Origin of the sequence: Nostoc sp. T09 (genome assembly GCF_002154695.1) — a bacterium.
Lineage (GTDB): Bacteria > Cyanobacteriota > Cyanobacteriia > Cyanobacteriales > Nostocaceae > Aulosira.
The window spans coordinates 21,945-35,884 of sequence record NZ_MTAV01000042.1 but is presented as its reverse complement, the minus strand read 5'-3'; the positions used below and the strand labels follow the sequence as shown (position 1 = coordinate 35,884).

General features: G+C 39.7%; 11 protein-coding genes. 2 read left to right on the top strand and 9 right to left on the bottom strand.

Features of this window, described 5'->3' with window-relative positions:
* Positions 1-246: 246 nt before the first annotated feature.
* Positions 247-1,278: a glycerophosphodiester phosphodiesterase gene (locus tag BV372_RS10670; protein WP_086686482.1), complete on the top strand. Its 1,032-nt coding sequence runs from the start codon at positions 247-249 to the stop codon at positions 1,276-1,278.
* Between the two features lie 184 nt (positions 1,279-1,462).
* Here the strand turns inward: BV372_RS10670 and BV372_RS36175 are convergent, their stop codons facing one another.
* The 4 genes from BV372_RS36175 to BV372_RS10655 all read right to left on the bottom strand — a co-directional run bounded on the left by BV372_RS36175 (position 1,463) and on the right by BV372_RS10655 (position 3,461).
* Entirely contained in the window at positions 1,463-1,612 is a 150-nt protein-coding gene (locus tag BV372_RS36175; protein ID WP_179198045.1) for a hypothetical protein, read from the bottom strand.
* Positions 1,613-1,707: 95 nt separating this feature from the next.
* The gene (locus tag BV372_RS10665) at positions 1,708-2,670 is read right to left on the bottom strand and encodes an aldo/keto reductase (protein ID WP_086686481.1); all 963 of its coding nucleotides are present in this window, start codon (positions 2,668-2,670) and stop codon (positions 1,708-1,710) included.
* A gap of 117 nt (positions 2,671-2,787) precedes the next feature.
* Positions 2,788-3,156, bottom strand: a complete 369-nt coding sequence (locus tag BV372_RS10660) for a pentapeptide repeat-containing protein (protein WP_086686480.1) — start codon at positions 3,154-3,156, stop codon at positions 2,788-2,790.
* Positions 3,138-3,461: a hypothetical protein gene (locus BV372_RS10655; protein ID WP_086686479.1), complete on the bottom strand. Its 324-nt coding sequence runs from the start codon at positions 3,459-3,461 to the stop codon at positions 3,138-3,140. The genes BV372_RS10660 and BV372_RS10655 overlap by 19 nt, the downstream gene beginning before the upstream one ends.
* A gap of 426 nt (positions 3,462-3,887) precedes the next feature.
* On the opposite strand from BV372_RS10655, the gene BV372_RS10650 reads away from it, so the two are divergent.
* Positions 3,888-4,274 (top strand): tautomerase family protein, encoded by a 387-nt coding sequence (locus tag BV372_RS10650; protein ID WP_086686478.1) that lies wholly within the window; start codon positions 3,888-3,890, stop codon positions 4,272-4,274.
* A gap of 114 nt (positions 4,275-4,388) precedes the next feature.
* On the opposite strand, the gene BV372_RS10645 is transcribed toward BV372_RS10650, so the two are convergent.
* The 5 genes from BV372_RS10645 to BV372_RS10625 all read right to left on the bottom strand — a co-directional run bounded on the left by BV372_RS10645 (position 4,389) and on the right by BV372_RS10625 (position 13,927).
* On the bottom strand, positions 4,389-7,430 hold the full coding sequence (locus BV372_RS10645) for a hypothetical protein (RefSeq protein WP_086686477.1): 3,042 nt from the start codon (positions 7,428-7,430) through the stop codon (positions 4,389-4,391).
* An 11-nt stretch (positions 7,431-7,441) separates the two neighbouring features.
* On the bottom strand, positions 7,442-10,195 hold the full coding sequence (locus tag BV372_RS10640; RefSeq protein WP_086686476.1) for a tubulin-like doman-containing protein: 2,754 nt from the start codon (positions 10,193-10,195) through the stop codon (positions 7,442-7,444).
* 20 nt (positions 10,196-10,215) lie between these two features.
* Positions 10,216-12,045, bottom strand: a complete 1,830-nt coding sequence (locus BV372_RS10635; RefSeq protein WP_086686475.1) for a vWA domain-containing protein — start codon at positions 12,043-12,045, stop codon at positions 10,216-10,218.
* A gap of 634 nt (positions 12,046-12,679) precedes the next feature.
* A complete protein-coding gene (locus tag BV372_RS10630; protein WP_086686485.1) occupies positions 12,680-13,210 on the bottom strand; it encodes a hypothetical protein in 531 nt (176 codons plus the stop codon).
* Between the two features lie 126 nt (positions 13,211-13,336).
* Complete coding sequence (locus BV372_RS10625; RefSeq protein WP_086686474.1) at positions 13,337-13,927, bottom strand: YdcF family protein; 591 nt, start codon at positions 13,925-13,927, stop codon at positions 13,337-13,339.
* Positions 13,928-13,940 lie beyond the last annotated feature (13 nt).

Below are 13,940 nucleotides of genomic sequence, written 5' to 3'. Positions count from 1 at the left end.
TGCAAGAGGGGGGAAAGGGAAAAGGTTAAAGGGAAAGGGTTTTGAGTTTCTTTCCCCTTTCCCCCTTTCCCTTTTACCGACTTCTGCAAGAAGTCTACTGATTAACACCGATGGTTTATCTGTGGTTCCAATATTTGGCGATCAATAATTAGAAGTTTGAAGATAGCCGTTTGGAGGATTTTACCTTTTAGCGGTTTTTGATTTAGTATGCCGATTATATGTCGATGTTTTTGGGCAGGTAAGGTAATGACTACAACTTTGCAAGGTATACCTCCAATTATTATCGGACACAGAGGTGCTAGCGGCTACCGTCCAGAACATACGTTGGCTGCTTATGAATTAGCAATTGATTTAGGGGCTGACTATATTGAACCTGATTTAGTTGTAAGTAAAGACGGTGTGTTAATTGCTCGTCACGAAAATGAAATTTCGGAAACTACTGATGTTGCTAGCCATGCAGAATTTGCTCAACGCCAAACTACCAAAATCATTGATGGGGAAACTAAAACAGGTTGGTTTACTGAAGACTTTACCCTTGCAGAACTGAAAACACTACGGGCAAAAGAGCGAATTCCCGAAGTGCGATCGCAAAATACCAACTATGATGGATTATTTGAAATTCCGACATTGCAAGAAATTATCACTTTAGCCAAGGCTAAAAGTATTGCAATTGGTCGTACCATTGGCATTTATCCAGAAACAAAGCACCCGACCTATTTCCAGTCTATTGGATTATCCCTGGAGGAACCCCTACTGGCAACTTTACAGGCGAACGGTTATCAAGGAGCCAATGCACCTGTTTTCATCCAGTCTTTTGAAGTCAGCAACCTCAAATATTTAGCGACAAAAACTGATTTACCTTTGGTGCAATTGGTCAATAACACTGATCAGCCTTATGATTTTATCGTGAATGGTGATAGTCGCACCTATGCAGACTTAGCCACAAAATCAGGTTTAAAAGAGATTGCTCAATATGCACAGGCGATCGGGATTCATAAAAATCTGCTTGTGCCTACAGATAGTGATGGTAAATTGCGTAGACGCGGAGCGGCTTATCGCCAGATATCGCCTACATCATTAGTCACCGATGCTCATGCAGCTTCTTTGCTAGTTCACGCTTGGACATTCCGGAATGAAGATTTGTTTTTACCTCTCGACTTTCAAGGTGATCCCCAAGGGGAATATGAGCTATTTTTCAGTTTAGCAATTGATGGTGTATTTAGTGATTTCCCAGATACTGCGAATTTAGTAAAATTAGAAAGTAGCAATATAAAATAATACCAATTTCAAGAAGGTAGGGTGTGTTGTCGCGTAGCGCAACGCACCGTCAACAATTCAAGGTGCATTATAGCGGTTCCCAGTCTGCTAAGGTACGAATTTATCTGTGTTCATCTGTGGTTAATTACTTCTTTCTGTACCTCACTGGCTTGGTAAACGCTATAGCCTACGGCGTAACACTGCATTAGTTTCTAAGATAAGTAATTTCAGTTACACTATTTACTGTTTCGGGAATCATAAAAGTTCCCTCACCGCAGGTTGCAATACCTACTTTAAAAGTTGGTTGATTGGGAATATCTCTAGCAGGTTTATTCAAAGCACAGATTATTTGCACACTCTTATTTTCATCTTGAGTGAATATTACGCCAATATAACTGCGAATAAGATCCCACGCAAAGCATGGGAGCAATTTATAATAGGGGTTTTAGATTAATTCCAAGACCGATAAAATGTAGTATCTTGCCAAATTCCTTGAGTACGCTGCTCAATTGTCGCTAGTTGCTGATTAGTTAGAGGTTGATAGGAAACAGCTGCTTGAACATTCTCTTCTAATTGTTGCACGCTATCAGCAGCAATTATGCAACAATGAACCCCTGACTGAGATAAGGTGTATCCTAAAGCTTGCTGTATATTTTCCAAACCACCTGTTTGAAATAACTTTCCATAAGCAGGAACTTTCATGGCAATTACACCTAAGTTTTGTTGCTTTGCTAATGGTAGAATTGCTGGAATAAATGAATCTGCATGATGATTTTCTACAGCATTTATCGGGATAAGAGTTGTGTGAAATTCAAAGCGACGTAGCGCTTCGGCTATTACTTGTGTATCGTGGTGTCCGGTAATGCCTACAAACCGTACAATTTTTTGCTGCATTGCTTCTTCTAACGCTTTGATTGCACCCGAAGCACTAAATATGGTGTCGATTTCTTGGAGAAAAGAAACATGATGCAGTTGCCATAAATCTAGATAATCGGTATTGAGACGTTTCAGCGAACTTTCTAGTTCTCGCCATGCTCCGTCTCTATCTCTTTTATCTGTTTTACTCGCTAAGAAAATTTTTGCACGATGAGTTGGTAACACTTTTCCTAAATGAATTTCACTTGTTCCATAACTTCGGGCAGTATCAAAGTAACGAATGCCGAGTTCAACTGCTCTTTCAATAATAGCCACAGCTTCACGTTCTTTATCCGGTTTGTCTAGTGGCGTGTTTGTACCTGCACCTCCCAACCCCAGAATCGGGACTTTTACTCCTGTGCGTCCTAAAACTCGTTCTGGCATTGTTGCTGATGGTGTCCCAGAAGTATTATTTATCAGGGCGTCAGCGGTGACAATGCTGCTAGCTACAGCAGCACTGGTAAGCAAGAAATTTCGCCGTGTTTTTCTTCCTTTCATTGCCTAATTATTACCCTAAATAGGACAAATGCTAAAAATGCTGTTTACCAAAAATTGAAGATTTTTTACTACTAAAATATTCAAAAGCCAATATTTAAACGTGAATACAATAGCTTTTTAGAACTTGCGCATATTTCTACTAACAGGATCAAAACCTATAGGAAATCGAGTGCTTTCATCGTAGTAGGCTCCACTCAAATCGGCTCCATACAACTTGGCATAATTAAGTTTTGCTCCCCGCAGATTCGCTTCATTTAGCTTCACACCACTTAAATTTCCTCTGGTTAAGTTTGCTTTCGCAAGGTTAGCTCTACTCAAGTCTGCTCCCCATAGTTTAGCTTTGGCTAAGTTAGCTCCACTCAAGTCTGCTCCCCATAAATTGATTCCAGGTAAGTCTGCTCCAATCAACTTGGCTTGACTTAAGTTTGCGGCTGGAAAATATCTCTCTCCTCCAGCGTAACGCCGTCTTAATTCTTCTGCGTCCATGCTTCTTTCACCTTTTTTAGTAAACAAGAAGTAATCTCTTCCCATTCTTGATTGAGTCCTCCGGAGGACTCTGGCTGATTGCTGCGTCGATACCAGTAACGAGCATTACTCAAATCGCCTTCTTTGCGGTGCAAATAGGCATGAACCCAAGCGCTATCAGCATCACTGGCATTTTGGACTATTTCATGAGCTTTGTCCCAATCACCTTTTTTGTCATAAAACATAGCTTGTAGTGCTTTTGGTAATGTTTTAGGACATAAGTGCTGTTTTTCGCTCAACTGCTGGAATTCGGCTAAAGTTACCATCACTACTCAAACAGTATTAACTCTCTATCTTTAAGATACTGCGTGGTTTGGCGGTAAGTAATATGTCTAATGACAAATTGCTGCACGTCTAGGCATTTTCTGAGGATGTATTTAGAGATTGGGCAAATATTACAATCAAAGTTTACGATTCTTCAAAAAATGGATATTAATATTTTCATCTGTATGATACTTGACTAATGTAAATTGGTAGACGATGGCACTCAACCCAAACTCTGGAATCTTGGTTCAGTAATTGAGAAGCATCTAATTTTTGCTTTATACAATCAACAGCCCATCTCTATTATGTTGTTGATGGCTCTAGTAAAGAGGTTCACATTTATGTTTTTGTACAAGTGAAAACATAAATCTTAGTTGCTTATTTGTCGTCTAGAAAGTTAACAGTGATAATGAAAAAGAGGATAAAGTATGGTTCAAGTCAAGATTTACGGAATGCGGGATTATCTGAACCCCATCAAGCAGCAGCTGTCGGATGTAATTCATAGTTGTGTGATGGAAGCATTACAGTATCCCGCAAATAAACGGGCACATCGCTTTTTTCCGTTGGATAAGTCAGATTTTTACTACCCATCTGGCCGTACTGACCGTTATACCATCATTGAGTTCAGTATGATTGAAGGGCGGAGTGTAGCAGCGAAAAAACAATTAATCCGGCTGTTGTTTGAGCGATCGCTTTCGGTAGGTATTACTTCGCAAGATTTAGAGATTACAATTTTCGAGAACCCCAAGCACAATTGGGGTTTTCGCGGGCTACCGGGCGATGAACATGAACTTAACTATAAAATTGAGGTTTAGCACAATTGCGATCGCTTCTGGTTGTCGGTTGAGAGACTGTTGCATCTGGAAGCAGCCAAAAATTGCTAGCCTCTTCTTCCAGATGCTTTGTGTTAATTGTCCACTGGAAGAGCGCTAATTTAAAGGATTATAGTCTGAAAGTAGCTGATCTAAAAGTTTGCGTTCGTAATGAGTTAAATCTTGAGCAGTTTTTTCAACTTCTTGTAATTTCTGATACATCAAATCATGTTCAAATGTTTCAATACGTTGTTGTAGTTCTTCATAGAGTTCTTGAAAAGTGAACTCAGTTGCTAAAGCTGAGGCGATTTGTTCTCTATCTTTACCAAGTGACTGGCCTTTGAACTGATAATTACCTTGAGAATTTTGAGATGATAATCCTAGAGCGATCGCTAAAAGCAGGGTTTGATAAGCTAGCTTCAATTCCTTACTTGAGCCAATTTCCTCTGGAATTAAATCGGGAATATTTTCCTCTTGCTTTGTATGTTCGCTCTGAGTACGCTCATAGCAGTCTCGGTAAAATTCAACTTGACTGAGAAAATAAGCGGGAAAACCTAATGAACGAGTCAAAATACACAAACGTTGCTCATCTTCCCCTAATAAAGCCGTTAAAGTGCGACTAAAACGGCTGTAAAGCCCAAACATTTCTTCTTTATCTTTAGTTCCCACCCAGAGAGTAAGCTCTTGTTGAGAAGTCGGGTTTAAATTAGCATCAATATCTTGAATTCTGAGCAAGAGTTTAGCGTTATCATAAAGCTGATTTAAGCGCAGGCTAGCACTGTGATCCGCTATTAAATCTGATTGTTTTAATGCTTCTCCAATAGACAAATTACTCAAATGCTCAAACTGCTGACGCGCAAATGAAATCAGTAGATTCTGAAATTCTACCGCAGTCATCTGCCATGACTGAGAACGCTTTACCTGTTCCTGAGTGAATTTTTCTTTTGGTAGTGTTGCCAGAAAACTGTCGTAATAAATATCAATATCAGCATCAGTTAAAACTGAGAGCCGAATTTCCGAAAAGCACGTTGTTGCTTTTTGACGTTGCGCCTGCAAATCATCATATAACTGAGAAAAGTTGGAGAGAGTTGTACGTAAAGTATCAGTTCTTTGTTTAGCTATTTTAATTAGATAATTCAACGCTTCAACGCGGAGATTTTGGGCGTAGAGGTCGTATTCTAGCTTTAATTGCTCGTTATAGTTACGGCGTAATTCTACAGCAGTTGCTTTTAAACTGTTTTCTAGCCGTTGAATTTGCTTTTGTACCTTTTGAATGTGATCGCGTATATCAGTGCTGTACTTGAGCCAAATGATGCCTAAATATGTCAAAATTGTTACCGCCGTTCCCAGCAGATGATTAACTAAGTTACCCCAAATATGTTGCAAGAATATCCACAGTGTTGATTGACTGAAAATTCCTGTAAGAATCAACAAAGCGAGAAGAGCCACAGCTACAAGGATAGGAAAAACAACTAAATACTGAGTACGAAAACGGCTTTCTTCTGCTAGCAGTTCATTTAATTTATCAGTGCTGCTTTCCAGTTGATTTTCAATGGCATTGAGGTGTTTTTGTGATGCATCAATTGCAGCCGATGCTTTTTCACGAGCCTGAGCGATCGCCATTACGCGGATTTGTCGAGCATGTTCGATTTCAGCATTTAACGCTTGTCGATAATCAGCGATCACTGTTTCTAGTTGTTCTTGAATTTTCTGTAATTCCAAACTTCCTTCAGGTGAAACATCTTGTAATTGTTGCCGCTGCAATTTTAAAGATAAAACTTGGTTGAGCAGCTTTTTGCTAGTTTCTTTGTCAATTGTTACCTGCAATTTGGAATCCAGAAATGCTTCAGCAGCCCGCAACTGTGTAAAGAGATTTTCTGGCTGATCGCTAATCGAATCGGTTTGCAGTTCTAAATATAAATAAGTCAATATATTTAATATCCTAACTGCTTCATGTAAGCCTTTAGGTGTAGCATCAGCATAGCGATTAATGCTGTGATCTAAAAAATTGACTAAGGTTGTCTGAGCTTGTTTGCCAGAATTTTCTAGGGTGCGCTTATAGGAAAGGAGTTCTTTATTTTCAAATTGCCGATAAGCACGCTGCAATTCCATGCCATATTCCTTAGCCATGCCAGTACGGATATCAATGCGGGGATTAAAATCTTGCCACACTGGTTTACCGTTGTCTCGTTCTAATTGCAAAAAGGCATTGCTAAACTCATCACTCAAGACAAAATCTTTGGCATCTAATAGCCACTTGCGATTTGCCTCTGGAGTAAATTCTGCCTTTAGTAAAAACTGCCCCATGACGATATCGGCAGCTAAAGCAGCACTCAAACGATTGATAACTGTTTCTCCTGGAAAAAACAATTCACCATAGCCAAAAGCACTGTAAGCAGGAATTTTTCCCCGGACTTTGTGTGTACCAATCAACAAGCCGCTAGTTTCCGGTTCTACAGTGAGAAAGCCTGCAAAAGCATCAGCATAACTGGGCAAATTGTCTTTCAATCCGCCAATTCGCTCATCGATTAGCCAGCAGTTATCAAAAGGCGGTACTTTTTGGCTACCTGTAATTACAACACCACTAGTCATTTTGTAATCTAGCTCTTTGAGGAGCGTATAGGCAGCACTGTAATCAGCAGTTGTAGCTTGAGTAAATAACCCTGGCAATAGCAATAAAGCTTCTAAGTTGTGGGGAATATCTGTGAAGTACTTAGTAAATAGCCAGCGCATCAAACGTACTAGCTCAAAAACTACACCTTGAGCAAAATGATTGCTGGCTGACAGCATGAGATAAACTCGATGGCTGTTGCTGATTTCCAGTCCCTCACGTTTAGCTGCGATCGCTTCTTGTGATTGATTCAGGGTTTTGAGTAAATCGATCAGTTCAGTTTGCAGCTGGCTAGCAGCTTGAGTAAATTGGGTGCGGATTTGCGAGACAGAAGTTTTCCCGCTATTGATTTGAGCCAGGTCAAAACTCGCGTCAGCAAACCGATCTAACTCAGCACTGAAACTAAAAGCTTGGTTGTCCCAAGTGAAAGCATAAGTTTGAATTAAACGACTTTGGACAGCAGGTAATTCTTGCAGTTGGCGTTTAATGGCTGCACAAAAAGCAGCACTGTGAGGATCGAGTGCAATTAGAATAGTTGGTTTTGGCATGAGGCTAATCTCTACATAATCACATCTAAATTTTCCAGGTAGGCTTCGATTGCCTGGATTTCCATTTCTACCTGTTCTTTAATTAGGGTATCTACCTTGCCTTCCTTTAAGAATTTATTGATTTGAGTGATATAGCCATCGAGAGTAAATTTGGCTTTGTCTTGGTCTGCGTGGGTAATGCGTTCAACTTTGTCAGCGATTTCCTGAACTAGAGGCAAGTTAGTTTTAAAAGCTTTAAAGGCTGACTTGCGATCGCCTCCTAAAGGCAAAACTCCGCCCTCTAATTTTTTCGCTAGGTCTGTATGCACAAAGTATTGCTTGCGCTGATTTACAATCAATCTATACATATCAGGAGCCAACGCCAAAGCAAACCAGCGCAACGCCCCGCCATCATCTTCTGGGGGAATTAAATTAGCAAAGTTTCCCCAATTACGGTCTAAGTGCTTGAAGACTTTATTTGGATCTAGATAAGCTAATTCCATATCCTTCATGCCACTGAAGGCAAATAAAGGAACACCCACTTCTACGCGAAACAAAGTAACTTTATGAGCTTCGCCTGTGGGTACAAAAGAAGGATTATCTTTGCCTTTAGGTAAGCGACTAGAAAGCGGCGGACTGCTAAAAACTGTGTTGCTACTCTCAACTCCGTAGTAATAAAATTCTGTAATTACATGCTGTTGTTGAGTGGGAATTTCTGATTCTTCATATTGCCACAAAGGAACTGCGAGTTTACCTAGCTGTTCTAAATCTTTTCCCGCATCTTCAGGATTGCTATCTGCTAATACCTGCTCAACAGTCATACTGGTGAGGGGATGGTAAGTTTCATCGATAAATGCGATAATTTCATTCTTCACATTTTCAGCTTTTTTATCTGCCCAATTAGTCAAAGTTTGCGACTGTTCCCTATACCAACGAATGAAGTCTTCGCCTGTAACTTTTGGGCGTTTCGATTGCAGATTAACGCGCTGAATAGTGTGAATAAAAGGATTGTCGTTAGTTTCGTGACGGTTTACTTCGCTATAACTCTGTTCCAAGTCTCGATAAACTTTATCTAGGTTACTGTGAAGACGCTGAGATTTTTCCTGAAGTTCTTCTAACCTAGCTCGCAGTAAACCGTACAGTTCAGCCGCTTTATCACAGCGCTTCCAATGTAAATAAATCTTCCACTTTTGGTCGGCGCGTTCTTTGTATCTTTGGCAAGCTGCTTGAATAGTGTTCTTATTGGGAAACCAAGTTTCTGCGGCTTCTTTGATTTTCTCTTCTTGTGGTTCTAATTTTAAAGCATTAAAACTCGATTGTGCTTCTTGGGACTTGCGCTGTACGCTCTGCTGCAATTCATCGATTTGGTGATAAATTTTGCTGAGAAATTGTAGGGCATAAGCTAGACCATTGGGACGGTTAATGCTTCGTTCCCACCAAGTATTAATGGCTGTATTTATAGTCTGTTCTAAGCGATAAAAATTTGTTGCTAGTTCTTTAGCGGTTCGTTGTTCCATTTGATCCAACTGCCGCTTGTAGAGTTCTTTGATTGTTGGTAGTGCTGTACGCTCAAAACGCATTTCGCCAATTCGGAATTCGGGTTTTACCTGCCCTCCGCGATCGCTTTCAGTCAACGCATTCAAAATATTACTAGCTTCTACTAAGTTGCAATCTTGTAAAAAACGCTCGATTTCACTGTTTAAATCAGTTGTGGAAGTAGTTGCCATCAACTCATGTTTCAGCAATTTTTGAGCATCTTCTAGTTTCATGCGCTCGTATTGCTGTACTGGTAGAGTCAAGGTAGCAAAACCAAAACTACAGTAATTTATCTTCCGTCCTCGGACTTTCTCACCCGTTGCCAAATAAGCGCGGATGTTATCAGCAACGTTAGCAGCATCTAGACCAATTTGAGAACCAATCTGAATGTATAAGCCATCTGCAACCAAATTTTGTAAATCGTCAGGACGGCTAACTACAGTTCCCTTCTTGTTAATGCCATCAATCAAGAATACTGCATCAAAGGGAGGGCGATCGGCTTTGACTTTAGAAATACCATAATCAATCTCAATACTATTAGATGGTGTTAATCCCCAAAAGTATTCTATTTCCTTGAGAGCACCATAAGCATTGGACTTTACCATATGAGTTTGGGGGAGATTGGCAAATACTCTTGGTAATACAAATACCCCTGTAATATTGGAAAAACTATTAAGATATTGCCGTGCTAAAAACGCCACATCTAAGAATGTACCGCTACCCGTTCCCCCTGCCAAACTGCCAATAATAAAAATTTCCACACCATCACGATTGGAAACTTGAAAGTTATCAGAAAATGCTTGCCTACTAGTACGAATTCCGCGTACACCATTGATTGCCTGACTGATGAGACTGCTAATATCACCGACTTTGGCAAATAAAGCCAGTCGTCCCCGGGCCCGAATTTGTCCTGCACCATTGATAATGCCATAAGCGGGAATTTCCTTAGGCCACCATTCATCAATATGGTCGTTACGTCCCCCTAAAAGTCCGGCGGGATTTGCTACTGAAATTGGATAAAGTTCATTAGGTTCTAAGAAAACCTTAGTACCATCAGGTGATTTTTCCCGTTCTTGGATATTTTCCGTAGTATCAATAGAAAGAAAACGAATAATTTCTGGTACTGAGCCGTAAACATCTATGAAACGCTTTTTGAGCTTGAGTACAACTTCATAACCTGTTCCACCTAAGCCAATGACAACGGTAGGGCGAAAAACAACCGTAGGACGTACAACCGTGGGACTAGACATGCACTCTCCTGTAACATCTTTCAAAAGTTTGTTTGCCCACTGCTTGGCTCAGAGGGTCTTTGGCGTTCAATCCAGTTAAATTGCAGCTTCACATCGCCAATCTCGATTATGTCCTCGTCGTAAAGTTCTTCTGTATTGATTTTCTTAGTATTGACAAAAATTACACCTTTCAAACAGCGTAGTTCAATATTCTTTTTGCCTGCTCGCCAATCTATGACTAACTCAGCATCAGAATTAGTGTCTGCAATTGCTGGTATTAAATCGCTCAAGGACACTTTGCTTTTATGCAGGCGTGTGAGACTAATCTCTTCGTCTTCCAAAGATTTGGGTAGTGGTTCGAGGATAACCAGCGCACCTTCTAAGCAGTTGCGGCTGCGGATATCTTCGATTATTTCTAAGGGGGTTTTGCGTTGAATCAAACAAAACGCAATCAGAACAATTAATAACAGCAGCAGCACCAATAGCGACCAAGTAATGATTTTGCGTCCCAGTGGTATCAAAATATTGAGATGAACTTCAGCACTAATAGGACTTGCAAGTGAGTTATCTGACTGCAATACCAAGGTAAAGTTGCGCTTACCTTCAGAACTGCGACTGCTCACCTGCAACTGCATCGGAATTCGAGTTTCCCCGACTTGCAAGGATACAGGTGTTGGAGGTTTAGCTAGAGAAATATCTTTGATATCGCCTTGTAGTTGTAATTTAGCCGTTGTGGATATATTGCTGTTGACTACTAAAGTTTGGGTTTCACTGTTATTACCTGCTTCTGTGGAACCAAAATCTATCTTCGCCGTTGAAAATTGCAATGTTGGCTTAACGGTAACAGGTAATTCAATAGTCATGGGGGCGATCGCTTTATCTGCGGTCATCAACACCACACGCAAGCTATGAACACCTCCCTTAACCTCTGCTGGTATCTGCAAGCGCACGGGAATCACTGTTGGTTTATTAGCAGCTAAGTCGATTGGGCGGGGTGGACTTAAGCGAATTCCACTTTGGCTAGGGTCTTCCAGTTGCAAATTTACTGTGGCGTTGACATTACTGATGCCATTAATATTTAGCGGTTCAGTAGTTGTTCCAGGTAATACTGGCTGCAAATTAGCAGTGGGTAAATTGGCATCTAGCTTAGGTTTAATCAGTACTGGTCGAATATTTTGCGCCAACCTATTTAGCTGCACTCCTCCAGGATCTCGCAATACCTGTCCTTTATTACAAAGTGCTGGATTGTTAGCAAATTCATTCAATTGTTTTTCGTGTTCTTCTAATCCTAAAGATACAAAGAAGACATATGGTTTGCATTGTTGCTGACTTAAAAGTTGAGTACTACTAGGAATAGAAACTGGATTAGGAATACCACGCACATCCTCTAATCCATCTGTCAAAAATACTATGCTGACAGTACGACCAAGCGCATCAGCCCGTTGGTTTAACAAGGCGGAATGTTGCAGAGCCTTTTGCACTGCTTTACCTGTATGAGTACGCACACCATTAGCTTGGAGTGAGCTAATTATTTGCTTAAGTTTACCTCGGTCAGGATTACTGGCAATACTGATATCATTAGCATTGAGGGTTACATCTTTATCAAAAGTATAAATAGTAATGGTATCGCCTAATCTGGCTGTATTAATAAATTCAGTAATGGAACTCTTGACTTGATCAAAAATGTTTTTTGTTCCGCCAACACCACGCATTGAAGCAGAAGTATCTACTACAACAATCCAGTCAATTCCTCCTTCTGAGGTAGCCTGAGCAGATGCAGTACATAAATGAGAAATTGACATAAAAGCCAAAACCACAACACTTTGGATTGTTGTATATTTCAACCAATGTTTGAAGTATTTAAAATTCATTGGTGGATTTCTCCAGACATACCAGTTATGACGCTGTACTTGGTTAATATAAAATTGCTAGTTTTGATCAAGATTACAAGCTTATTTTAATTAATTAGTAAAATACGTATTATCGATTACTCGTGTTTACTAATTTTTTTATTAAAAAAAGTATGAAAAAATTGACTCTTATAAATAAAAGCTAATTAAATTTTTAATAATTATTAACTCTTTGATGGCAATTCCATTAAGAGCCAGATTTAATCGAGTAATTTCCATATCTGAATGAATAAATTATTAATTTTTCTAAATTCTCATCCAAGTTTCTGTCACCTTAAGCGAATCGATTTAATGGATGAGATATCAAGTTATATATTAACTACCTGATTGAGGAATGTCACGTTTTTTTAGCTACAAGTAAAATTACTGTTATAACAAAAATAAACTAATTTATTAACTCAGCAAATATATAGAAATGAGTTTAGATAATTGTCAGAATAATTTTATATTTCCATTTAATTAACATTGACATTAATGCGGATAAACTGTTAATCGTCAAGGGTGGGGTTTTCCCACCCTTACTATGCTTTCCGTGCCAATTTGGGCTTTATTGGCTTTAACTCAAGACAAACATCAAGCTAAATGGCGATCGCTTCTAAATTCTGCCTTCTGCTTTCGGCTTTTTCAAAGGAATAATTTCAAACTCGAAAGCAGCAATCAGACGGTCATCAATATAGACTTGTATCTTATGCTTACCATCTGGGTCACCAGGTGCGATCGTCCAAAAATTCTTAATCACTCCATCAGTAGTCGTCTGTGTGCGCTTCGTCACTGCTTCTTTACCGTCTGTGGAGATTATGAGGTCTTGCCCACTATCTACACCCCAGGTTTCTGGACGTTTTGGCAATCGCAGAACTTCTCTCCACGTCACTGCACCCTTGTAATTTTTGAGTTGAATTTGCCAGCCGTATTTGTTTCCCTCTTGAAGTGGCACTCTATAAGTGGGGATAAAAGTCCCTTTACCTTGGGAGTCAACTCGTTGCACCCCAAACTCTGCTTTACTGACAATAATTGGTTGAGCATCGCTTTGTGGAGAAGCTGCCATAGCATTGATTGGTTCAGCAGCTATGACCCCAGTTATTAACCAAGAAGAAGTTAGTACAACAGTAACAGCCCAAATTCTCATCAACATAATTTTTTGGTCGGATCTTTTGGTAATTATTTCAAGCCTTCCGACTCATCTTCCGGTTGAGGCTGCTAACAATTTGACAGAATTATTTTTATAGAAAAATTTGAAAAATAGAGTTAATAGTTAAATTTTAAACATGAGGTAGACAAAGTAAAAAAAAGTCTCTCGTATAAGAAACTCCATCTGGCTGTGGAAACTACTATAGCGAGTTGTAGGTGTGGGTGATGGATATGCATCCATTCCTAAAGTTCGTGCCATCAGTACAGATCGTTTCATGTGCAATGGATCGCTAACAATAAGAAACTTATTTAATTGGTAAATAGATGCCAGTGAACGGGCATTTTTGAGATTTTGGTAAGTTGTTCGCGATTCAGTTTCAGTAATAATATCATTTAATTTTACTTGTCGTGCCAAAGCATAGCGTTTGCCAACTACAGCTTCAGCAGGTTCATTACTTTCACCAACACCGCCAGTAAAAATTATCTTATTAACATCCTGATTTTTATACAGATTAATAGCGTGATTAATTCTTTCTCGAAAAACCGGAGATGGTTCCTTTCCCCAAACGGCTGCTCCTAAAACAATGGCTGCTTCGGCTTTAGTTGTATGAATTTTGTTACCGTACACGTAAATACTGATGGCTGTAGATGTTATTGCTAGCAATAGGGCAGATATTAAAGCTAGTAAAATCAGCATGAGCCATCGTTTTTTCATTTGTTTATATGGC